Origin of the sequence: Streptomyces sp. NPDC007863 (genome assembly GCF_040633895.1) — a bacterium.
Classification (GTDB): domain Bacteria; phylum Actinomycetota; class Actinomycetes; order Streptomycetales; family Streptomycetaceae; genus Streptomyces.
Genome location: NZ_JBEYEI010000011.1, coordinates 1 through 18,734, shown reverse-complemented (window position 1 = coordinate 18,734; position 18,734 = coordinate 1). Strand labels below are relative to the sequence as shown.

At 72.8% G+C, this 18,734-nt stretch carries 23 protein-coding genes; 10 read left to right on the top strand and 13 right to left on the bottom strand.

Annotation, left to right across the window (positions count from 1 at the left end; all coding sequences use genetic code 11):
- Positions 1 to 141: 141 nt before the first annotated feature.
- Positions 142 to 1,296, top strand: coding sequence for a cystathionine gamma-synthase (locus ABZ621_RS18420; protein ID WP_360605673.1), 1,155 nt, complete (start codon positions 142 to 144; stop codon positions 1,294 to 1,296).
- 129 nt (positions 1,297 to 1,425) lie between these two features.
- On the opposite strand, the gene ABZ621_RS18415 is transcribed toward ABZ621_RS18420, so the two are convergent.
- From ABZ621_RS18415 to ABZ621_RS18400, 4 genes are read right to left on the bottom strand one after another with little or no spacing between them, the layout of a single operon-like run.
- Positions 1,426 to 1,617, bottom strand: coding sequence for a DUF1059 domain-containing protein (locus ABZ621_RS18415; RefSeq protein ID WP_360605671.1), 192 nt, complete (start codon positions 1,615 to 1,617; stop codon positions 1,426 to 1,428).
- A gap of 56 nt (positions 1,618 to 1,673) precedes the next feature.
- Positions 1,674 to 1,922, bottom strand: a complete 249-nt coding sequence (locus tag ABZ621_RS18410; RefSeq protein ID WP_189946424.1) for a hypothetical protein — start codon at positions 1,920 to 1,922, stop codon at positions 1,674 to 1,676.
- Positions 1,919 to 2,365, bottom strand: a complete 447-nt coding sequence (locus tag ABZ621_RS18405; RefSeq protein ID WP_360605669.1) for a sigma factor-like helix-turn-helix DNA-binding protein — start codon at positions 2,363 to 2,365, stop codon at positions 1,919 to 1,921. Before ABZ621_RS18405 ends, ABZ621_RS18410 begins: the two co-directional genes overlap by 4 nt.
- Positions 2,366 to 2,398: 33 nt before the next feature.
- Entirely contained in the window at positions 2,399 to 2,911 is a 513-nt protein-coding gene (locus ABZ621_RS18400; RefSeq protein ID WP_360605667.1) for a MarR family transcriptional regulator, read from the bottom strand.
- Between the two features lie 146 nt (positions 2,912 to 3,057).
- Between ABZ621_RS18400 and ilvA the strand changes: the two genes are divergently transcribed.
- The 3 genes from ilvA to ABZ621_RS18385 all read left to right on the top strand — a co-directional run bounded on the left by ilvA (position 3,058) and on the right by ABZ621_RS18385 (position 6,229).
- Complete coding sequence (ilvA, locus tag ABZ621_RS18395) at positions 3,058 to 4,287, top strand: threonine ammonia-lyase (protein WP_360605665.1); 1,230 nt, start codon at positions 3,058 to 3,060, stop codon at positions 4,285 to 4,287.
- A gap of 74 nt (positions 4,288 to 4,361) precedes the next feature.
- The gene (locus ABZ621_RS18390; protein ID WP_360605663.1) at positions 4,362 to 5,372 is read left to right on the top strand and encodes an ATP-binding cassette domain-containing protein; all 1,011 of its coding nucleotides are present in this window, start codon (positions 4,362 to 4,364) and stop codon (positions 5,370 to 5,372) included.
- The gene (locus tag ABZ621_RS18385) at positions 5,369 to 6,229 is read left to right on the top strand and encodes an ABC transporter permease (protein ID WP_360605661.1); all 861 of its coding nucleotides are present in this window, start codon (positions 5,369 to 5,371) and stop codon (positions 6,227 to 6,229) included. The genes ABZ621_RS18390 and ABZ621_RS18385 overlap by 4 nt, the downstream gene beginning before the upstream one ends.
- 39 nt (positions 6,230 to 6,268) lie before the next feature.
- Here the strand turns inward: ABZ621_RS18385 and ABZ621_RS18380 are convergent, their stop codons facing one another.
- From ABZ621_RS18380 to ABZ621_RS18370, 3 genes are all read right to left on the bottom strand, one after another.
- Positions 6,269 to 6,613 (bottom strand): DUF1330 domain-containing protein, encoded by a 345-nt coding sequence (locus tag ABZ621_RS18380; RefSeq protein WP_360605659.1) that lies wholly within the window; start codon positions 6,611 to 6,613, stop codon positions 6,269 to 6,271.
- A 108-nt stretch (positions 6,614 to 6,721) separates the two neighbouring features.
- On the bottom strand, positions 6,722 to 7,993 hold the full coding sequence (locus ABZ621_RS18375; RefSeq protein ID WP_360605657.1) for an Ig-like domain-containing protein: 1,272 nt from the start codon (positions 7,991 to 7,993) through the stop codon (positions 6,722 to 6,724).
- Positions 7,994 to 8,214: 221 nt separating this feature from the next.
- Positions 8,215 to 8,589, bottom strand: a complete 375-nt coding sequence (locus tag ABZ621_RS18370) for a hypothetical protein (RefSeq protein ID WP_360605655.1) — start codon at positions 8,587 to 8,589, stop codon at positions 8,215 to 8,217.
- Positions 8,590 to 8,703: 114 nt separating this feature from the next.
- On the opposite strand from ABZ621_RS18370, the gene ABZ621_RS18365 reads away from it, so the two are divergent.
- On the top strand, positions 8,704 to 8,967 hold the full coding sequence (locus tag ABZ621_RS18365) for a hypothetical protein (RefSeq protein ID WP_360605653.1): 264 nt from the start codon (positions 8,704 to 8,706) through the stop codon (positions 8,965 to 8,967).
- Positions 8,968 to 9,024: 57 nt separating this feature from the next.
- Here ABZ621_RS18365 and hutH read toward each other — a convergent pair whose 3' ends face one another.
- From hutH to ABZ621_RS18340, 5 genes are all read right to left on the bottom strand, one after another.
- Positions 9,025 to 10,566, bottom strand: coding sequence for a histidine ammonia-lyase (gene hutH / locus ABZ621_RS18360; protein WP_360606104.1), 1,542 nt, complete (start codon positions 10,564 to 10,566; stop codon positions 9,025 to 9,027).
- A gap of 79 nt (positions 10,567 to 10,645) precedes the next feature.
- Entirely contained in the window at positions 10,646 to 11,779 is a 1,134-nt protein-coding gene (locus tag ABZ621_RS18355; RefSeq protein ID WP_360605651.1) for a sensor domain-containing diguanylate cyclase, read from the bottom strand.
- Between the two features lie 102 nt (positions 11,780 to 11,881).
- Positions 11,882 to 12,670, bottom strand: coding sequence for an enoyl-CoA hydratase-related protein (locus ABZ621_RS18350; protein ID WP_360605649.1), 789 nt, complete (start codon positions 12,668 to 12,670; stop codon positions 11,882 to 11,884).
- Between the two features lie 52 nt (positions 12,671 to 12,722).
- Positions 12,723 to 13,964: an adenylate/guanylate cyclase domain-containing protein gene (locus ABZ621_RS18345; RefSeq protein WP_360605647.1), complete on the bottom strand. Its 1,242-nt coding sequence runs from the start codon at positions 13,962 to 13,964 to the stop codon at positions 12,723 to 12,725.
- A gap of 116 nt (positions 13,965 to 14,080) precedes the next feature.
- Entirely contained in the window at positions 14,081 to 14,932 is an 852-nt protein-coding gene (locus tag ABZ621_RS18340) for a biotin--[acetyl-CoA-carboxylase] ligase (RefSeq protein ID WP_360605645.1), read from the bottom strand.
- Between the two features lie 134 nt (positions 14,933 to 15,066).
- Between ABZ621_RS18340 and ABZ621_RS18335 the strand changes: the two genes are divergently transcribed.
- From ABZ621_RS18335 to ABZ621_RS18320, 4 genes are all read left to right on the top strand, one after another.
- Positions 15,067 to 16,671 (top strand): acyl-CoA carboxylase subunit beta, encoded by a 1,605-nt coding sequence (locus ABZ621_RS18335; protein WP_360605643.1) that lies wholly within the window; start codon positions 15,067 to 15,069, stop codon positions 16,669 to 16,671.
- A gap of 20 nt (positions 16,672 to 16,691) precedes the next feature.
- Complete coding sequence (locus ABZ621_RS18330; RefSeq protein ID WP_169087541.1) at positions 16,692 to 16,904, top strand: acyl-CoA carboxylase subunit epsilon; 213 nt, start codon at positions 16,692 to 16,694, stop codon at positions 16,902 to 16,904.
- 164 nt (positions 16,905 to 17,068) lie between these two features.
- On the top strand, positions 17,069 to 17,197 hold the full coding sequence (locus ABZ621_RS18325) for a hypothetical protein (protein WP_360605641.1): 129 nt from the start codon (positions 17,069 to 17,071) through the stop codon (positions 17,195 to 17,197).
- A gap of 13 nt (positions 17,198 to 17,210) precedes the next feature.
- Positions 17,211 to 17,834, top strand: a complete 624-nt coding sequence (locus ABZ621_RS18320) for a nucleoside triphosphate pyrophosphatase (RefSeq protein ID WP_360605639.1) — start codon at positions 17,211 to 17,213, stop codon at positions 17,832 to 17,834.
- 7 nt (positions 17,835 to 17,841) lie between these two features.
- On the opposite strand, the gene ABZ621_RS18315 is transcribed toward ABZ621_RS18320, so the two are convergent.
- Complete coding sequence (locus ABZ621_RS18315; RefSeq protein ID WP_360605637.1) at positions 17,842 to 18,279, bottom strand: hypothetical protein; 438 nt, start codon at positions 18,277 to 18,279, stop codon at positions 17,842 to 17,844.
- Positions 18,280 to 18,651: 372 nt separating this feature from the next.
- Between ABZ621_RS18315 and ABZ621_RS18310 the strand changes: the two genes are divergently transcribed.
- On the top strand, positions 18,652 to 18,734 hold an 83-nt coding region (locus tag ABZ621_RS18310), incomplete at its 3' end, for a biotin carboxylase N-terminal domain-containing protein (RefSeq protein WP_355335748.1).

Sequence of the window (18,734 nt, the reverse complement as noted above, 5' to 3'; positions counted from 1 at the left end):
CCCGGCCGGGACCAGGCTGCGGACGACTCCCCGCCGGCTCCCCCGCCGACTCCCCCGCAGGCCGCCCGGCAACGGCCCGGCCGCGCCGCCCCCGTGGACGAATCGCGGCAGGAGACGGACCCCGGCACTACGCTCCTGACCATGAGCGACCAGCACAACCACCAGAACTTCGAGACCCGCGCCATCCACGCGGGCAACACCGCCGACCCGCTGACCGGCGCGGTCGTCCCGCCCATCTACCAGGTGTCCACCTACAAGCAGGACGGCGTGGGCGGGCTCCGCGGGGGCTACGAGTACAGCCGCAGCGCCAATCCGACGCGCACCGCCCTGGAGGAGAACCTCGCGGCCCTGGAGGGCGGCCGGCGCGGCCTCGCCTTCGCCTCCGGCCTGGCGGCCGAGGACTGCCTGCTGCGCACCCTCCTCGCCCCCGGCGACCACGTCGTGATCCCGAACGACGCGTACGGCGGCACCTTCCGGCTCTTCGCCAAGGTCGTGCAGCGCTGGGGCGTCGACTTCTCCGTGGCGAACACCTCGGACGTCGCCTCGGTGCGCGCCGCGGTCAACGACCGCACGAAGCTGATCTGGGTCGAGACCCCGTCGAACCCGCTGCTCGGGATCACCGACATCGAGGCGGTCGCGGGCGTGGCCCGGCAGGCCGGTGTGAAGCTGGTCGTCGACAACACCTTCGCCTCGCCCTACCTCCAGCAGCCGCTGGCGCTCGGCGCGGACGTCGTCGTGCACTCCCTCACCAAGTACATGGGCGGCCACTCGGACGTCGTCGGCGGCGCCCTGATCGCGGCCGACGCGGAGCTCGGCGAGGAGCTGGCGTACCACCAGAACGCGATGGGCGCGGTGGCCGGTCCGTTCGACTCGTGGATCGTGCTGCGCGGCATCAAGACCCTCGCCGTCCGCATGGACCGCCACAGCGAGAACGCGACGAGGGTCGCCGACTTCCTCACCCGGCACCCGAAGGTCACGCAGGTCCTCTACCCGGGGCTCGCCGAGCACCCGGGCCACGAGATCGCGGCCAAGCAGATGCGGTCCTTCGGCGGCATGATCTCCTTCCGCGTCGAGGGCGGCGAGGAGGCGGCGGTCGGCGTGTGCGACCGCGCGAAGCTCTTCACCCTGGGCGAGTCCCTCGGCGGCGTCGAGTCGCTGATCGAGCACCCGGGCCGGATGACGCACGCCAGCGTCGCCGGTTCGGCCCTGGAGGTCCCGGCCGACCTGGTCCGCCTCTCGGTCGGCATCGAGAACGTCGACGACCTGATCGCCGACCTGCGCGAGGCGCTGGGCTGATCACGGCGCCGGACCGATCGGCGGCGCCGGGCTGATCCGCGGCGCCGGGCTGATCCGCGGTGCCGGTCCGCGCGCGGGTCCCGGGTACGGCGAGCGATCCCGTACCCGGGGCCGGGGCCGGCGGACCGTTCAGGTCCCCGGCAGCGGGTCCTTCAGGCTCGCCCGGACCTCCGCCCGCAGCTCCGGCGAGTCCGTGTGTTCGTGGACGGAGACGGCGTGCTCGGTGGCCGCGCGGACCACTTCCTCCTCCTCGCCCGAGATGTAGAGGGTGCAGCCCGACACGCTCGGGGTGTCCCGGCAGTCGGCGGCTTTCCTGGTCATGTCGGCCTCCTGCGTCGCTGTTCCGACCGACCCCCTCCTCCAGGCTAGAGCCGTCCTCACGGCCCGGCGAACGGCGGTGTCGTCGCGGCCGGCGGCGGCTCCCAGGGACGGGCCTCGGCCGCCCAGAGGGAGAAGGCCAGCGCGGCGATCCCGGCCAGCACGCCGCCGGTCCGCCGCAGCGCCCGCTCCCGCCGCCGGGCCCGGCCGCCCCGGGCCGCCGCCCGCGCCGCCAGGTCGCCGGGGACGGGCGGATGGGGCGTGTCGAGCAGCCGCCGGACGGCCGCCTCCTTGTCGCCGTGCCTCACGCGGCGGCCCCCTTCCTGACGCGTGCCACCGCGCGGGCGTACACCGCGCGGACCCGGGCCTCCGGGAGGCCGAGCAGCGCCGCGGTCTGTTCCTCGGGCACGCCCTCGTACAGGCGCAGCACGAGGACGAGCCGCTCCTGCGGGGTGAGGGGGCCGAGGACGCCGCCGCGGCCGGCGCGGTGCCGCCGGGCGGTCCGGGCGAAGCGGAGGGCGAGTCCGTCGCGGGTCAGCGCGTACGGGTCCTCGTCGTGGCCCCGGTCGCGGACCGCGTACGTGTGGGCGAGGGCGGCGGCGAGGAGCGCGCGGGCGTACGGGTTCCGGGTCCGGGTCTCGGCGGTGAGCAGCGTGGCGACGTGCAGCAGCCGGCCCGCCGCGCCCGCCACGAAGGCGTCGAACTCCCGGGCACGGGCGGCGTGTTCGGATCGGGTCCGCTGCTTCCCCACCCGCTCATGTATGGGGTGGGGAGGGAAGCGGGGTCAACCCCCCTGCGTCGAACCGCCGCTTCCGATGTGGTGTCCCGACTGGCGGGCGGAGAGCGCCGCGTTGAAGCGGGTGAGCAGGGAGCAGAAGGACTCGCGCTCGCCCTCGGTCCAGCCGTCCGTGACCTCGGCCATGAGCGTGCGGCGCGAGGAGCGGACCTCCTCCAGGCGCTCCAGGCCGCGCGGGGAGAGCTGGAGGACGACCGCGCGGCCGTCCTCGGGGTGCGAGGCGCGCTTGACGAGGCCGGAATCGACGAGCGGGGCGACCTGGCGGGTCACGGTCGAGGAGTCGATCCCCATGCCGGCCGCGAGCGCCTTGACGCCCATCGGCCCTTCCTGGTCGAGGCGGTTGAGGAGGAGGTAGGCGGCCCGGTCCATGGAGTTGCGGAGCTGTCCGGTGCCGCCGAGGCGGGTCTGCTCGGCCCGGCGGGCGAAGACGGCCACCTGGTGCTGGAGGGCATCGAGGAGGCCGGGGTCGAGCTCGGTCGTCATGTCCTGAGATGTGGGCATGGCTGGGGGGCTCTCTCGTGCGGGGGTGGTCGGTGTGGGGGACAGAGTACGCGGACGGGACGGGCTCCGTACCGGCCGTGCGCAAACCCGCCGCGGGCCCGCGGTCCGCGCGGCCGCGACCCCGGTGAGCTGCGAGACTTGGGGTCATGACCTTCGGTACGCCATACCCCTTGCACCGGCTGATGCTCGACGACGTGCGCGGGGCGCAGAAGATGCTGGCGGGGGTGGCCCGGGTGACCGCCCTGGAGGGCAGCCGCCACCTGTCGTCGCTGGTCGGGGCGCCGGTCCTGCTGAAGTGCGAGAACCTCCAGCGGACCGGCTCGTTCAAGCTGCGCGGCGCGTACGTGCGGATCGCGGGGCTCCGGCCCGAGGAGCGGGCGGCGGGGGTGGTCGCCGCCTCGGCCGGGAACCACGCGCAGGGTGTGGCGCTCGCCTCACAGCTCCTCGGGGTGCGCGCGACGGTCTTCATGCCGGTCGGCGCCCCGCTGCCGAAGGTCGCGGCGACCCGTGACTACGGCGCGGACGTGCGGCTGCACGGGCACGTGGTGGACGAGACGCTGGCCGCCGCGCAGGAGTACGCGCGGGAGACCGGGGCGGTCTTCATCCACCCCTTCGACCACCCCGACGTCATCGTCGGTCAGGGCACGGTCGGCCTGGAGATCCTGGAGCAGTGTCCGGAGGTCCGCACGATCGTCGTCGGGGTCGGCGGCGGCGGGCTCGCGGCCGGGATCGGGCTCGCGGTGAAGTCGGTCCGGCCGGACGTGCGGATCATCGGGGTGCAGGCGGAGGGCGCGGCGGCCTATCCGCCGTCGCTGGCCGCCGGGCATCCCGTGGCCGTCGACGCGCCGGTGACGATGGCGGACGGCATCAAGGTCGGCCGGCCGGGCGACGTGCCCTTCGGGCTGGTCCAGGAGTACGTGGACGAGGTCCGCACGGTCTCGGAGGACGCGCTCTCCTCGGCGCTGCTGCTCTGTCTGGAGCGGGCGAAGCTGGTGGTGGAGCCGGCCGGGGCGAGCCCGGTCGCGGCGCTGCTGAGCGATCCGTCGTCGTTCCGGGGCCCGGTGGTGGCGGTCCTGTCGGGCGGCAACGTCGACCCGTTGCTGCTCCAGCGGATCCTGCGGCACGGCATGGCGGCGGCGGGCCGGTATCTGAGCCTGCGGCTGCGGGTGGCGGACCGGCCGGGGGCGCTGGCGACGCTGCTCGCGGTGCTGACGGTGGTCGACGCGAACGTGCTCGACGTCAGTCACGTACGGACCGACCCGCGGCTCGGCCTCACGGAGGTGGAGGTGGAGCTGCACCTGGAGACGAAGGGCCCGGAGCACTGCCGTGAGGTGGAGGGGGCGCTGCGGGAGGCGGGGTACACGGTCCTGGCCTGAGCACGGCACTCCACACTGCCCTAGGATCGACAGAAATGCCCGAAATGATCCCGTAACGATCCGGGAGTGTGGACATGCCAGGCGCGATCCATGCCGAGGGACTGGTGAAGACCTTCGGCGACGTCACCGCACTGGACGGGGTGGACCTCGACGTGCCCGAGGGCACCGTCCTCGGCCTGCTCGGCCCCAACGGCGCGGGGAAGACGACCACGGTACGGGTCCTGACGACCCTGCTCCGGCCCGACCGCGGCACCGCCACGGTCGCCGGCATCGACGTCCTGAAGCACCCCAACGAGGTCCGCCGGTCCATCGGCCTCTCCGGCCAGTTCGCCGCCGTCGACGAGTACCTCACCGGCCGCGAGAACCTCCAGATGGTCGGCCGGCTCTACCAGATGAAGGCACGGCCCGCGAAGGAGCGGGCCGGCGAGCTCCTGGAGCGCTTCCACCTCGCCGACGCCGCCGACCGCCCCGCCAAGACGTACTCCGGCGGCATGCGCCGCCGCCTCGACCTCGCCGCCGCCCTGGTCGTCGCCCCGCCCGTGATGTTCATGGACGAGCCGACCACCGGCCTCGACCCCCGCAACCGCCAGGCCCTGTGGGACGTCATCAAGGAACTCGTCTCCGGCGGCACCACCCTCCTCCTCACCACCCAGTACCTGGAGGAGGCCGACCACCTCGCCCACGACATCGCCGTCGTCGACCACGGCAAGGTCATCGCCCGCGGCACCTCCGACCAGCTCAAGGCGCGCACCGGCGGCGAGCGCGTCGAGGTCGTCGTCCACGAACGCGAGGCCATCACCCCCGCCCGGGGCGTCCTCGCCCGCTACGGCCCCGGCGAACGCGGCCTCGACGACGTCTCCGTCGAGGACCACACCCGCAAGCTCACCGTCCCCGTCACCGGCGGCGCCAAGCTGCTCGCCGAGGTGATCCGGGACCTCGACGCCATCGGCGTGGAGATCGACGACATCGGCCTGCGCCGCCCCACCCTCGACGACGTCTTCATCTCCCTCACCGGCCACGCCGCCGCCCTCGCCCAGGAGGACGAGAACGGCGGGGACCTCCAGCGAAAGGAGCCCGCCGCGTGACCAGCCTCACCGACACCGCCCCGCACGTCCCCGCCCCCCGGGGCGGCATCGCGCAGTCCTTCTCGGACTCCCTGGTCATCACGAAGCGGAACCTGATCCGCATGTCCAGGATCCCGGAGATGATCCTGTTCGGGCTCATCCAGCCCGTCATGTTCGTCATCCTGTTCACGTACGTCTTCGGCGGCTCGATGCAGATCGGGAACAGCACCGATCCGGACGTCTACAAGAACTTCCTGATGGCCGGCATCTTCGCCCAGACGGTCACCTTCGCCACCGCCGGAGCGGGCGCCGGCATCGCCGACGACATGCACAAGGGCCTCATCGACCGCTTCCGCTCGCTGCCGATGGCGCGCGGCGCGGTCCTGACCGGCCGCACCATGGCCGACCTCGTGCAGACCGCCCTGACCCTGCTGGTCCTCGCGGTCGTCGCCCTGATCATCGGCTGGCGGCCCGGCTACGCGGCGCCGACCAACTTCGGGAAGATCATGCTGGGCTTCGCCCTGCTGCTCCTCCTCGGCTACGCCTTCACCTGGATCGGCGCCCTCATCGGCCTCTCCGTCCGCACCCCGGAGGCGGCCACCTCCGGCGGCCTGATCTGGCTCTTCCCCGTCACGTTCATCTCGAACGCCTTCGTCGACTCCAGCAAGCTCCCCGGCTGGCTCCAACCGGTCGCGGAGTGGAACCCGTTCAGCGCCACCGTCCAGGCCTGCCGCAAACTCTTCGGCGACCCCGGCCTCTCCCCCTCCGACGCCTGGCCGATGCAGTACCCGGTCTGGGCCTCGCTGATCTACTCGGTCCTGATCATCGTCGTCTTCCGCACCCTCTCGGTCCGCAAGTACCGCCGCGCCGAGGGCTGAAGCCGAGGGCCCCGGCGGTACCCGCGCCCTCCGGACCGGCTACCGGCCGGCCCGGAGGGCCGCCGCCGTGACCGCCGGGTCGTAGCCGTCGGGGGTGCCGTCGACGAGCAGCAGGTCGCCCGGCAGGTGACGGGTGCGCAGGGGCAGCAGGGCCTGATAGGCCTCGGAGTCGTACCAGGCCCTCGCCTCCTCGTACGAGGGGAAGGCGACGAGCACGACGGCGCCCGGCCACCCGCCCTCCAGGACCTCGCGGCGAGGGGCGCCGTGCACGAGGAAGCGCCCGCCGTAGGGGTCCAGGGTGGCCTGGACCCGCTCCATGTAGTCGAGGACCTCGGGGTCGAGAACGGGCTGGGCGCCGAGGTTCGCCATCACGTATGCGGTCATGGGGACCAGCGTGCCGGGGCACGGCCCTTGGGGTCGATTACCCCGGACGTCATGAGGCCCCCCTCCCGGAGGGAGGGGGGCCTCATCGTGCGGTGGGTGCCGGGTGGGTCAGAGGGCCGAGCCGGACTTCCAGGTGGACCAGTTCATGTTCCAGCCGTTGAGGCCGTTGTCGGGGGCGATCGTCTTGTCCTTGGAGTTCTTGACGATGACGACGTCGCCGGTGATCGACTGGTCGTAGAACCAGGCGGCCATCTGGTTGGGGTCGCCGGCGCCCTTGACGTCGGCGAGGCCGATGCAGCCGTGGCTGGTGTTCACGGAACCGAAGATGGAGCGGGCGCCCCAGTAGTTGCCGTGGATGAAGGTGCCGGAGGTGGACAGGCGCATGGCGTGCGGCACGTCCTTGATGTCGTACTCGCCCTTGCCGTCGGAGTCGGTGAAGCCGACGGTGGCGCCGTTCATCCGGGTCTCCTTGAACTTCTCGGAGATCACCATCTGGCCGTTGTAGGTGGTGTTGTCCGGGGAGCCGGCGGAGATCGGGATGGTGCGGATCACCTTGCCGTCGCGCTTGACGGTCATCGTCTTCGTGGCGACGTCGACGGTGGAGACCTGGCTGCGGCCGACCTTGAAGGTGACCGTCTTCTGCTGGACGCCGAAGACGCCGTTCGCGCCCTCGACGCCGTCCAGGTCGAGCTTGAGGGTGACCGTCGAGCCGGCCTTCCAGTAGTCGTCCGGGCGGAAGTCGAGCCGGGTCGAGTCGAACCAGTGGCCGACGACCTCCTGGCCGGAGCTGGAGGAGACGGTGATGCCGCCCTGGACGGCCTTCTTGTCGGTGATCGCCTTGTTGAACTTGATCGAGACCGGCATGCCCACGCCGACGGTCGAGCCGTCCTCGGGGGTGAAGTTGCCGATGAAGCTGTTCTCCTTCGACACGGTGGTGAAGGAGGAGTTCTCGTGCGCCTCCCGGCCGTCCGCGTCGACGGCGGTCGCGGCGATCTTGTAGACCGTGGCGCGCTCCAGCTGGCCGGTCGGCTTCCAGGAGAGGCCGTCGGCCGCTATCTCGCCCTTGACGGAGGTGCCCTCGGCGGAGGTCATGGTGACCTCGGTGAGCTTGCCCTCGGTGACGGCGACCTTGGCGTCGTTGTTGATGGAGGCGTTCTGCGAGCCGTTCTCCGGCGAGATGGCGATCTGCGCCTTGGACGTCTTCTGCTCGGCGGCCTCGTCGATCTGTGCCTGTGAGGTGGCGGTGGCCGAGCCGGACGCGGCCGGGCCGGACGCCTCGTCGTCGTTGCAGGCCGAGAGCACGAGTACGCCGCTGAGCACCGCCGCCGCCGCGGCCAGGCTCCTACGGCGCTTGCCGACCGTCATCACACGCTTCTCCATCGTCGCCGATTCCCTGTCAATCCATCAGAACACCCATAAGACCCCCTCCGGTTCCGGAAGCGGGGGGTTTGTGGGGAAGACCACTGAACACCACTGATCTACACGCGCACGGGGGCCTTCCGGTTCCCCGTGCGCGTCGTACTGGCGCGAAAAGGCCCCGGGACGCCGTCCCGGGGCCCGTGCCCGGAGGGCGGTCCGCACCGCCCTCCGCCGCTCGCCGTCTATGCCCGGTCGTCGTCCTCCCCGTCCTCATCATCCTCGTCGAGCTCCCACTCCATCGCGTCGGGGTCGTACTCGATCTCCTCGCTGCTCCAGGCGGCCTGGACGAGCTCGACGCCGGGCAGGTCGCGGACCAGGTCGAAGGGCTCCACGAGGTAGGAGAGGGCCTCGGAGGGGTCCTCCCGGACGGCGGTCCTGGCGTGCTCGCGCTCGTCGGCCGGCATGAACTCGTCGGCGTCGATCCGGCCCTCGGCGGCGGCGGTCAGCTCGGCGGGGCCGTCGATCTCCAGGACGATGTCGACCCGGAGGCGGACGTGGCGGGTGGCGGTCTCGTCCGTGGTCCCGGCGGCGGTGGCGGGGGTTTCGGGGGTGCTCATGGCTGGGAGCGTAGGGTCTGCCCGGCCTCGGCTTTCCCGCGACCCGCTGGGTTCACTAGCATCGGCGCACCGCGGGCTTCCCGCGGGGCTTTCCGTGAGGAGAACGAGATCCGCGTGTCCGCCGCCCGACGCCCGCTGCTGACCGCCACCGCGGCGGGGACCCTGCTGTGCGCCCTGTGGTTCGTCCCCTCGGCCAACGCCTCCGGCACGGCACCCGGGGCGGGCGTGCGGAGCGGCGGCACCGAGCCCGCGACCGGCCGGCTCGCCGAGACCGGCGGCCCGGACACCACCGCGTACGTGCTCGGCGGGACCGGCTTCCTCGGGGTCGGCGCCGGCTTCGTGGCGCTGGCGATGCGACGGCACGGGCGCGCGTCCTAGAACGCGCGGAAGGCCGCCCCCGAGCCGGGGACGGCCTCCCGTGGACGCGGGTCGCGGTCAGGCCAGCGGGCCGGTGACCGGCTCCACGGCGGCGACCAGCCGGCCCTCGCGGACGAAGGCGTCGGCGGCGGCCAGGTCGGGGGCGAGGAAGCGGTCCGGGCCCGGACCCTCGACGCCGGCGGCGCGCAGGGCGTCGATGGCGGCCCGCGAGGCGGGCGCCGGGGTGAGGCCGGCGCGCAGCTCGATGCCGCGGGTGGCGGCGTACAGCTCGACGGCGATGATCCGGGCGAGGTTGCCGACGGCGGTGCGCAGCTTGCGGGCGGCGGACCAGCCCATGGAGACGTGGTCCTCCTGCATCGCCGAGGACGGGATGGAGTCGGCGGAGGCCGGGACGGCGAGCCGCTTCATCTCGCTGACCAGGGCGGCCTGCGTGTACTGGGCGATCATCAGGCCCGAGTCGACGCCGGCGTCGTCGGCGAGGAAGGGCGGCAGGCCGTGGCTGCGGTTCCTGTCGAGGAGCCGGTCGGTGCGGCGCTCGGCGATGGAGCCGAGGTCGGCGGCGGCGATGGCGAGGAAGTCGAGGACGTACGCGACGGGGGCGCCGTGGAAGTTGCCGTTGGAGCGGACCTCGCCGTTGCCGAGGACGACCGGGTTGTCGACGGCGGCGGCGAGCTCGCGCTCGGCGACGAGGAGGGCGTGGGCCATGGTGTCGCGGCCGGCGCCGGCGACCTGCGGGGCGCAGCGGATCGAGTAGGCGTCCTGGACGCGGGGGGCCTCGCCGGCCTGGAAGTGGCCGGTGAGGCCGGAGCCCTTGAGGACGGCCAGCATGTTGGCGGCGGAGGCGGCCTGGCCCGGGTGGGGGCGGATGGCGTGCAGCTCGGGTTCGAGGACCTTCTCGGTGCCGAGGAGGGCTTCGAGGGAGAGGGCGGCGGTGACGTCGGCCGACTTGTAGAGGGTGTCGAGGTCGGCGAGGGCCATGATCAGCATGCCGAGCATGCCGTCGGTGCCGTTGAGGAGGGCGAGGCCCTCCTTCTCGCGGAGGACGACGGGCTCGATGCCGGCGGCGGCGAGCAGTTCGCCGGCGGGCTTGACGGTGCCGTCGGGGCCCTCGGCGTCGCCCTCGCCCATGAGCGCGAGGGCGCAGTGGGAGAGCGGGGCGAGGTCGCCGGAGCAGCCGAGGGAGCCGTACTCGTGGACGACCGGGGTGATGCCGGCGTTGAGGACGTCGGCCATGGTCTGCGCGACCTCGGGGCGGACGCCCGTGTGGCCGGAGGCGACGGTCTTGAGCCGCAGGAACATCAGGGCGCGGACGACCTCGCGCTCGACGCGCGGGCCCATGCCGGCGGCGTGCGAGCGGACGATGTTCCGCTGGAGCTGGGTGCGCAGCTCGTGGTCGATGTGCCGGGTGGCGAGGGCGCCGAAGCCGGTGGAGACGCCGTAGACGGGCTCGGGCTTGGCGGCGAGCGCGTCGACGACGGCGCGGGCGGCGGCGAGCGCCTCGACGGCCCCCTCCGACAGTTCGACACGGGCGCCGTGGCGGGCGACGGCGATGACGTCCTGCGGGGTCGTGCCGGACGTGCCGAGAACGACTGTCTGCATATCCATATTCAGCACCCTACGGATTGAAGAGCGACCTGTCACTAGGCAATCTGTCACCGTCCCCCACCAGGGCGACCCCTTACCGATCGGGAGGCGGCTCCACCGTGGGCGCGTCGCGGAAGCGGCGGCGGTCGCGGGCGCCGGGCGGGGCGTCGGCGAGGCGGACGACGGTGCCGTCGCGGCCCGCCACGACGGGCTTCGTGGAGCGGGCGGCCTTGGCCTGGTACTGCGCCGCGTCGGCGAGGCGGAAGAGGCGGCGGGCGGACTTCAGGGGGCCGATGGGGTCGCCGGTGGAGGCGACCCCGATGGCGACGCCCTCGCCGAGCTCCAGCTCGGCCGCGCGGACGCAGAGCTCCTCCGCGACGGCCACCACCTCGTCCGCGCTCGGACCGATGGCCAGCAGACAGAACTCGTCGCCGCCGAGGCGGGCGGCGAGGGCGCCGCGGAGCCGGGCGCCGCAGCGGGAGAGGACCGAGCCGAAGCGTTCGAGGAGGCGGTCGCCGACGGCGTGGCCATGGGTGTCGTTGACGCGCTTGAGGCCGTTGAGGTCGCAGACGACGAGGCTGACGACGGAGCCGTCGGAGCGGTAGCGCTCGATGGCCTCGTCGAGGCGGGCGTCGACCGCCCGGCGGTTGGCGAGGCCGGTGAGCGGGTCGGTGAAGGCGAGCTTGCGGACCTCCTCCAGGCGCTCGGCCTGGGCGATGCCGGCCGCGACGACCGCCGCGAGGACGTTGGCGAAGTCGGCGTCCTCGCTGGTGAAAGGTTTCGCCCCCAGCTGCCTGGCCACGTACAGCTCGCCCCAGGCCCGGCCGTGCAGCACGATCGGGGCGACCACGCAGGCGCCCCGGCCGCGCCGCCGCAACCCCTCCACCCGCCCCGTGACCGGCTCGGCGCCGGCCGTCTCGATCCAGGCGTGCGGACCGGCACCCACCGCCCACCGCTCGTGCAGGAACTCGGTGATCTCGGGGAACTGGTGCACCGGATACGTCTCCGCGTCCGGGAACTCCTCCTCGCCGGAGGCCCGCTCCCCCGCGTTCACCAGGACCCGCAGCCGCCCGTGGTCCCGCTCCCAGACCGACAGGGCACCGAAGCTCCCGTCCAGTCCCGCGCACGCCCCGAGCGCCGCGGCCCGCCAGAACTCGCGCGGCGTGTGCGCCGCCGCCATCCCCTGCGCCAGCGCCACCACGGCCCGCAACCGCACGTCCTCTCCCATTCCTCCAGCTTAGGGAGGTTTGTGCGGTTTTCCCCTCCGAGACGTCACAGAAAGTGACATCTAGTACAAAAACGGATCAATTGCTCCGGCGGGCGGTGCGCCTCACTCGCCGGGCCACTGCGGCTTCCGCTTCTCGTTGAACGCCGCCACGCCCTCGGCGCGATCGCCCGAGAAGGCCACCGAGCGCCAGGCACCGTCCTCGACCTCCAGGCCGGCCCGCAGATCCAGGCCCTGGCCCAGCCGCATCGCCTTCTTCGCGGCGCGCAGCCCGACCGGCGAGTTCGCGGCGATCCGCCCCGCCAGCTCCAGGGCGGCCGTCCGGGCGTCCTCCGCGAGCACGTCCACCAGACCGAGCTCGCGGGCCTCCGCCGCCTCCACCCGGCGGGCCGTGAAGACCAGCTCGGCGGCGCGCGCCGCGCCCACCCGGCGCGGCAGCAGCTGCGTGCCGCCACCGCCGGGGATGACGCCGACGGAGACCTCGGGGAGGCCGACCACGGTGGTGGCGTCGGCGACGATGACGTCGCAGGAGAGCGCCAGCTCGTACCCGCCGCCGAGGGCGAAGCCGTGCACGGCCGCCACGGTCGGCATGGGCAGCTCCAGGACGCCGGTGTACGCCGCGCGGGCGGTGGGCCGCTGGCGGACCAGCTCGGCGTCGGTGAAGGAGTTGCGCTCCTTCAGGTCGGCGCCGACGCAGAAGGCCCGGTCGTTCGACGAGCTCAGGACGGTGACCCGGACGTCCCGGTCGGCGGCGAGCGCCGCGCAGGCCTCGCCGATGGAGCGGGCCATCTCGGAGGAGACCGCGTTCATCGCCTTGGGCCGGTCGAGGACGAACTCGGCGACGTGCCCCTCCTTGCGGACCAGCACGAACTCACCAAAACGCTGCTCGGACATCTCCTGCGCCCTCCCGGTTAACGACGGTTCACATGGTTCACCGGGAGGGATCTTAGGTCGGACGGCGGTTCAGGAGCCAGGGCTCCACGACACCGAGGCCGCGCACCGACCGCTGCCACATCGGCTGGAGCGCGAAGCGGTACGTCTCCGGCGCCCGGCCCTCCTTCTCGGCGCGGGCGGCCTCCTCCGCCGCCTCGGCCTCGGAGACGGGCACCTCGCCGGTGCGGGTCAGCTCCTCGGCGAAGGCGCTGTCGACGAGGACGGCGTCCTTCGGCGCTATCGAGGTGAGCCGGCTGGCGAGGTTCACGGTGGTGCCGAAGACGTCGCCCATCCGGGTCGTGACGGTGCCGAAGGCGATGCCGACCCGCAGCGCGGGCATGGTCTCGTCCTGGCTGAGCGTCTCGATCAGCCGGAGCGCGATCTCGGCGGCGATGCCGGCGTCGTCCGCCGCGTACAGCACCTCGTCGCCGAGGGTCTTGATGAGCCGGCCGCCGTGCGCGGCGACCAGGTCGGCGCAGGTGGTCTCGAAGGCCTCGACCAGCTCGCCGAGCTCCTCCTCCTCCAGGCGGCGGGTGAGGCGGGTGAAGCCGACGAGGTCGGCGAAGCCGACGGCGAGCCGGCGGTCCACCATCTCCTCGTCGTCGGCGGCCTGCGCGACGCGCCCGGTGGCGGCGGCGAGCTGCCGCCGCCACACGTAGATCAGGAACTCCTCCAGCTCCGGCAGGAGCAGCTCGACCAGGGGGTACGTGACCTCGGCGCGGGTCATGCCGGGCTCGGGCGGCTCGGTGAGGCCCTCCAGGAAGGAGTCGATCTGCCATTCGGCCAGCCGGGCGGTGGTCTGCCCGGTGGAGCGGGCCACCTGCACCGCCATCGGCTCGCTGAGCAGTCCCGCCTCGACGAGGCCCGCGAGGCGCCGCAGGGCGAGCACGTCGGCCTCGGTCAGCGCCTTGGCCTGCCCGATGTCGGCGAAGCCCATGGCCCGCCAGAAGCGGGAGGCCAGCTCCATGGAGACGCCGGCGGTGCGGGCGGCCTGGAAGGGGGTGTAGCGGCGGTCGGCGCCGAGGATGAGCTGTTCGAGCCGGATCGCGAGCGGGTCGTCGGTCGGCTCGACGGTGTGGTCGACGGCGTGGTGCGGCGTGGGGTACGCCGAGCCCTCGGCGCCGCCGGAGGCGTCGGCCGCCCGGCCGGACGGGGCCGCCCCGGACGGCTCGTGCGCGCCGTCCGGCTCGTGTGAACCCCGCGGCGCGTGCGACTCGGAGCGGCCGTCGCCCGCGTTCGCGTCGTCGACGGTCACCGGCCGCCTCCTGCCCGTTCCCTGCCGCTTCCCACTGTCCTGCCGATCTGTTCGCCTGGATCGCGCTCCACGATACGACAGGTGTGGGCTGGCTCACGCCTGAACGGTCCGGGGGTTCAGCCCGTCGCCCGCAGGTGGACGATGTCGCCCGCGCCGACCGCCTCCGTGCCGCCCCCCTCGGTGGCGACGACCAGGCGCCCGTCGCCGTCCAGGGAGAGCGCCTCGCCCTCCAGCATCCGCTCGCCCGGCAGGTCGGCGCGGATCCGCCGGCCGAGGGTCGCGCAGTCGGCCGTGTACGCCGCCAGGACCCCGGACGCCTCGGGGTCGCCGTCGGCCCGCACCCAGGCGCCGTACCAGTCGGCGAGGGAGCGCAGGACGGCCCGCAGCAGGGTGTCGCGGTCGGTGGAGACGGCGCCGGCGAGCAGCAGCGAGCCGGCCGTGGGGACGGGCAGCTCGTCGGCGCGCAGCGAGACGTTGATGCCGAGCCCGACGACGACCCCGTCGTCCCCGGCCCGCTCGGCGAGGATCCCGCCGGCCTTGCGCTCCTCGCCGTCGACGGTGACGAGGAGGTCGTTGGGCCACTTGAGGGAGAAGTCGGCTCCGGCGGCCTTGGCGAGGCCGGTGGCGGCGGCGACTCCGGTGAGCAGCGGCAGCCAGCCGAGCCGGTGCGCGGGCACGTCCGGCTTGAGGAGGACGGAGAGGAAGAGCCCGGACCGCGCGGGCGCGCTCCAGGTGCGGTCGAGCCGGCCGCGGCCGGAGGTCTGCTCCTCGGCGACGAGCACGGCCCCTTCGGGCAGTTCGCCCGCCCGCGCGGCCAGGTCGGAGTTGGTCGAGCCGGTGCTCGCGACCACGTCGAGGGAGCTCCACAGCCCGTCCGGGAGGAGGAGGGCCCGGCGCAGGACGGAGGGGTTGAGCGGGGGCCGGTCGAGGTCGGACCAGCGACCGCCGGAGGCGTTGGAGGACGTCATGCAAGCCAGACTAGGTGTGGCAAAGACCGCAGTGCCGAACCGTATCGCCGTCGATACCCTACGGATCAGTAGGCCTTCAGTAGCCCATTCGCAGTCAACGAACCCCCCGTGACCAGGCAGGGAGCCGCATCCCGATGTCCGAGCCGGCAGAGCAGTACGAGATCGACATTCACACGACCGCGGGCAAGATCGCGGACCTCAGGCGCCGTATCGACGAGGCCACGCACGCCGGTTCGGAGCGGGCTGTGGAGAAGCAGCACGCGAAGGGGAAGCTGACCGCGCGTGAGCGGATCGCCCTGCTGCTCGACGAGGGCTCCTTCGTGGAGCTGGACGAGCTGGCCCGGCACCGGTCCACCAACTTCGGCCTGGAGAAGAACCGGCCGTACGGCGACGGCGTCGTCACCGGGTACGGCACCGTGGACGGCCGTCCGGTGGCGGTGTTCTCGCAGGACTTCACGGTCTTCGGCGGGGCGCTCGGCGAGACGTACGGCCAGAAGATCATCAAGGTGATGGACTTCGCGCTGAAGACCGGCTGCCCGGTCGTCGGCATCAACGACTCCGGCGGCGCCCGCATCCAGGAGGGCGTGAGCGCGCTCGGGATGTACGGCGAGATCTTCCGCCGCAACACCCACGCCTCCGGGGTGATCCCGCAGATCTCCCTGGTCGTGGGCCCCTGCGCGGGCGGCGCGGTGTACTCCCCCGCGATCACCGACTTCACGGTGATGGTGGACCAGACCTCGCACATGTTCATCACGGGTCCGGACGTCATCAAGACGGTGACCGGCGAGGACGTGGGCTTCGAGGAGCTGGGCGGCGCCCGGACGCACAACGCGACCTCGGGCGTGGCGCACCACATGGCGGGGGACGAGAAGGACGCCGTCGAGTACGTGAAGCAGCTGCTGTCGTACCTGCCGTCGAACAACCTCTCCGAGCCGCCGGCCTTCCCGGAGACGGCCGCGACCGAGGTGTCGGACGAGGACCTGGAGCTCGACACGCTCATCCCGGACTCGGCGAACCAGCCGTACGACATGCACAAGGTCATCGAGCACGTCGTGGACGACGGCGAGTTCCTGGAGACCCAGGCGCTCTTCGCGCCGAACATCCTCACCGGCTTCGGCCGGGTGGAGGGCTTCCCGGTCGGCATCGTCGCCAACCAGCCGATGCAGTTCGCCGGCTGCCTGGACATCGACGCCTCCGAGAAGGCCGCGCGGTTCGTGCGCACCTGCGACGCCTTCAACATCCCGGTCCTCACCTTCGTGGACGTGCCGGGCTTCCTGCCGGGCGTGGACCAGGAGTACGGCGGCATCATCCGGCGCGGCGCGAAGCTGATCTACGCCTACGCCGAGGCGACCGTCCCGCTGATCACGGTCATCACCCGCAAGGCCTTCGGCGGCGCGTACGACGTCATGGGCTCCAAGCACCTGGGCGCCGACCTGAACCTCGCGTGGCCGACGGCGCAGATCGCGGTCATGGGCGCGCAGGGCGCCGTCAACATCCTGCACCGCCGCACGATCGCCGAGGCGGAGGCCGACGGCGAGGACGTCGAGGCGGTGCGGGCGCGACTGATCCAGGAGTACGAGGACACCCTGCTCAACCCGTACATCGCGGCCGAGCGCGGTTACATCGACGGAGTGGTCCTGCCGTCCGAGACCCGGCCGCAGATCGTCAAGGGTCTGCGTCAGCTGCGGACGAAGCGGGAATCCCTGCCCCCGAAGAAGCACGGCAACATCCCGCTCTAGCCCTCGGGAGGGACAGCACGATGATCAAGGTCGTACGAGGCAACCCGACGCCCGAGGAGCTGGCCGCCGCACTGGCGGTGGTCCAGGCCCGGGCCGCGGCCACGGCGGCGGCTGCCGCCTCGGGCCTCGGCCCGGCGGTACCGGAAGGCTGGTCGGACCCGTCACGCATCGCCCGCTCGACCCGGCCACGGCCGGGCCCGCGGGCCTGGGCCCGGTCCTACTGGCCGGTCTGAGGGACGGGACGCGCGCGGCCGACGCGCGCGGCACGACGTGAGGCGGAGGCCGGGCCCCTTGTGCGGGGGGTCCGGCCTCCGGCGTACCCGCTCCCGCACGGTCACGGGGCCGGTTGAGTATCCGTACTCAGGCGTTCCGGGCGGCCCGGCAGCAGGATCGGGGCATGCTGTGGTCGGACCCGGAGAACAAGCCGCCGAAGTTCCTGCGCGAGGCACAGGCCATGATGCGCAGGTCCGGTGTGATCCTGGCGCTGGCCATGGTCGTCCTGATGCTCGTCGTGGGCGCGCGCTGAGTACGCTGCCCCCATGACTGCTGATCACCCGGGCGGCACGCCCCGCCGGCTCGTCCTCGCCTCCGCCTCCCCCGCCCGGCTCGGTCTGCTCCGGCAGGCCGGACTCGCGCCCGAGGTGATCGTCAGCGGGGTCGACGAGTCCAAGGTCCACGCCCCCACCCCGGCCGAACTGGCGCTGGCGCTCGCGGAGGCCAAGGCGGCGCACGTGGCGGCCCGCCCGGAGGTGAGCGGCGCGCTGGTGATCGGCTGCGACTCGGTGCTCGAGTTCGACGGCCGGGCCCTTGGCAAGCCCGCCGACGCCACCGAGGCCACCGCCCGCTGGAAGGAGATGCGCGGCCGGGTCGGCATCCTGCAGACCGGTCACTGCGTCTACGACACGCGGGCCAAGCGGTACGAGTCGGCGACGGCCTCGACGGTGGTGCGGTTCGGCGAGCCGACGGACGCGGAGGTCGCGGCGTACGTGGCGAGCGGCGAACCGCTGCACGTGGCGGGCGCGTTCACGCTGGACGGCCGCTCGGCGCCGTTCATCGACGGCATCGACGGCGACCCGGGCAATGTGATCGGCCTGTCGCTGCCGCTGCTGCGCCGGCTCCTCGCCAAGCTGGACGTGGGGATCACCGAGCTCTGGAGTGCCTGAGCCTCCGTCAGGCCTCCGCCGGCTCCGGGGCCTTGGACGGCTCCGGGGCCGCGCCCTCCTTCCCGTACGCGACCAGGGTGAGCACGACGAGCCCGACGACGGTCATGAGGAAGGCGAAGGCGTGCCAGCCGATCAGGCCGACGGCGACCGCGCCGAGGACGCCGTGGACGACCGCGCAGCCGATGAGCAGTCCCCGGCCGAAGCGGCCGGGGCGGCGGTCGCGGATCCCCGCGAGCGCGGCGACGAGGGAGCAGAGCGCGAGGGCGGCGCCGGAGCCGATGCCGAGGGCCCACGTGCCGGTGACCATGTGGTCGGGATCGAGTCCGTCGAGGGACATCGACTGGGCCTCCACGAAACGCGCCATGATCGCGTTGAGGCCGACGATGGCCGGTGCCTCCACCAGAAGCACGGCGGCCGTGACGAGTGCGATCGGTCTGCGGGCCACTCGGCCACCCCCTGGATTCGCCTGTTACCGACAGTACGGTCGACAGCGCGAAGGCTACTGGCCAGTAAAGGTCCCGACAAGAGTGTGCGCCGCATGGCCGAAGGCCGACGTTCCGGCAAAGAATCATTGCGCCATTCGTAGGGACTCCACAAAAAAACCCGAATGGCGACTGGCTCCACGAACAGAGACCTGCGCCACACCTCGGAGCTACTGTGCCGTAAAGGAACCCTGCGTACCGTGGTGGGACAAGGGATTTCACGACCCGAGGAAACTTCGAGCGACCCTCTATGTGGGCAAGCTCACCCAGGGACACGGGTCGAGGGGCCGTGTCGGTAGTCCCTAAACTCAGCTTGTTTCAAGGAGGGAGCCATCGTGCGCAAGGTGCTCATCGCCAACCGTGGCGAAATCGCTGTTCGTGTCGCCCGTGCCTGCCGGGATGCCGGGATCGCGAGCGT

Bases quoted from the DNA above. Each gene is read 5' to 3' on its own strand.
- ABZ621_RS18390 (WP_360605663.1), top strand. From the start codon at position 4,362: ATGCCAGGCGCGATCCATGCCGAGGGACTGGTGAAGACCTTCGGCGAC.
- ABZ621_RS18400 (WP_360605667.1), bottom strand. From the start codon at position 2,911: ATGCCCACATCTCAGGACATGACGACCGAGCTCGACCCCGGCCTCCTC.
- ABZ621_RS18330 (WP_169087541.1), top strand. From the start codon at position 16,692: ATGATCAAGGTCGTACGAGGCAACCCGACGCCCGAGGAGCTGGCCGCC.
- hutH (WP_360606104.1), bottom strand. From the start codon at position 10,566: ATGCAGACAGTCGTTCTCGGCACGTCCGGCACGACCCCGCAGGACGTC.
- ABZ621_RS18320 (WP_360605639.1), top strand. From the start codon at position 17,211: ATGACTGCTGATCACCCGGGCGGCACGCCCCGCCGGCTCGTCCTCGCC.
- ABZ621_RS18335 (WP_360605643.1), top strand. From the start codon at position 15,067: ATGTCCGAGCCGGCAGAGCAGTACGAGATCGACATTCACACGACCGCG.
- ABZ621_RS18350 (WP_360605649.1), bottom strand. From the start codon at position 12,670: ATGTCCGAGCAGCGTTTTGGTGAGTTCGTGCTGGTCCGCAAGGAGGGG.
- ABZ621_RS18340 (WP_360605645.1), bottom strand. From the start codon at position 14,932: ATGACGTCCTCCAACGCCTCCGGCGGTCGCTGGTCCGACCTCGACCGG.
- ABZ621_RS18380 (WP_360605659.1), bottom strand. From the start codon at position 6,613: ATGACCGCATACGTGATGGCGAACCTCGGCGCCCAGCCCGTTCTCGAC.
- ABZ621_RS18420 (WP_360605673.1), top strand. From the start codon at position 142: ATGAGCGACCAGCACAACCACCAGAACTTCGAGACCCGCGCCATCCAC.
- ABZ621_RS18375 (WP_360605657.1), bottom strand. From the start codon at position 7,993: ATGGAGAAGCGTGTGATGACGGTCGGCAAGCGCCGTAGGAGCCTGGCC.
- ABZ621_RS18325 (WP_360605641.1), top strand. From the start codon at position 17,069: ATGCTGTGGTCGGACCCGGAGAACAAGCCGCCGAAGTTCCTGCGCGAG.
- ilvA (WP_360605665.1), top strand. From the start codon at position 3,058: ATGACCTTCGGTACGCCATACCCCTTGCACCGGCTGATGCTCGACGAC.
- ABZ621_RS18355 (WP_360605651.1), bottom strand. From the start codon at position 11,779: ATGGGAGAGGACGTGCGGTTGCGGGCCGTGGTGGCGCTGGCGCAGGGG.
- ABZ621_RS18415 (WP_360605671.1), bottom strand. From the start codon at position 1,617: ATGACCAGGAAAGCCGCCGACTGCCGGGACACCCCGAGCGTGTCGGGC.
- ABZ621_RS18370 (WP_360605655.1), bottom strand. From the start codon at position 8,589: ATGAGCACCCCCGAAACCCCCGCCACCGCCGCCGGGACCACGGACGAG.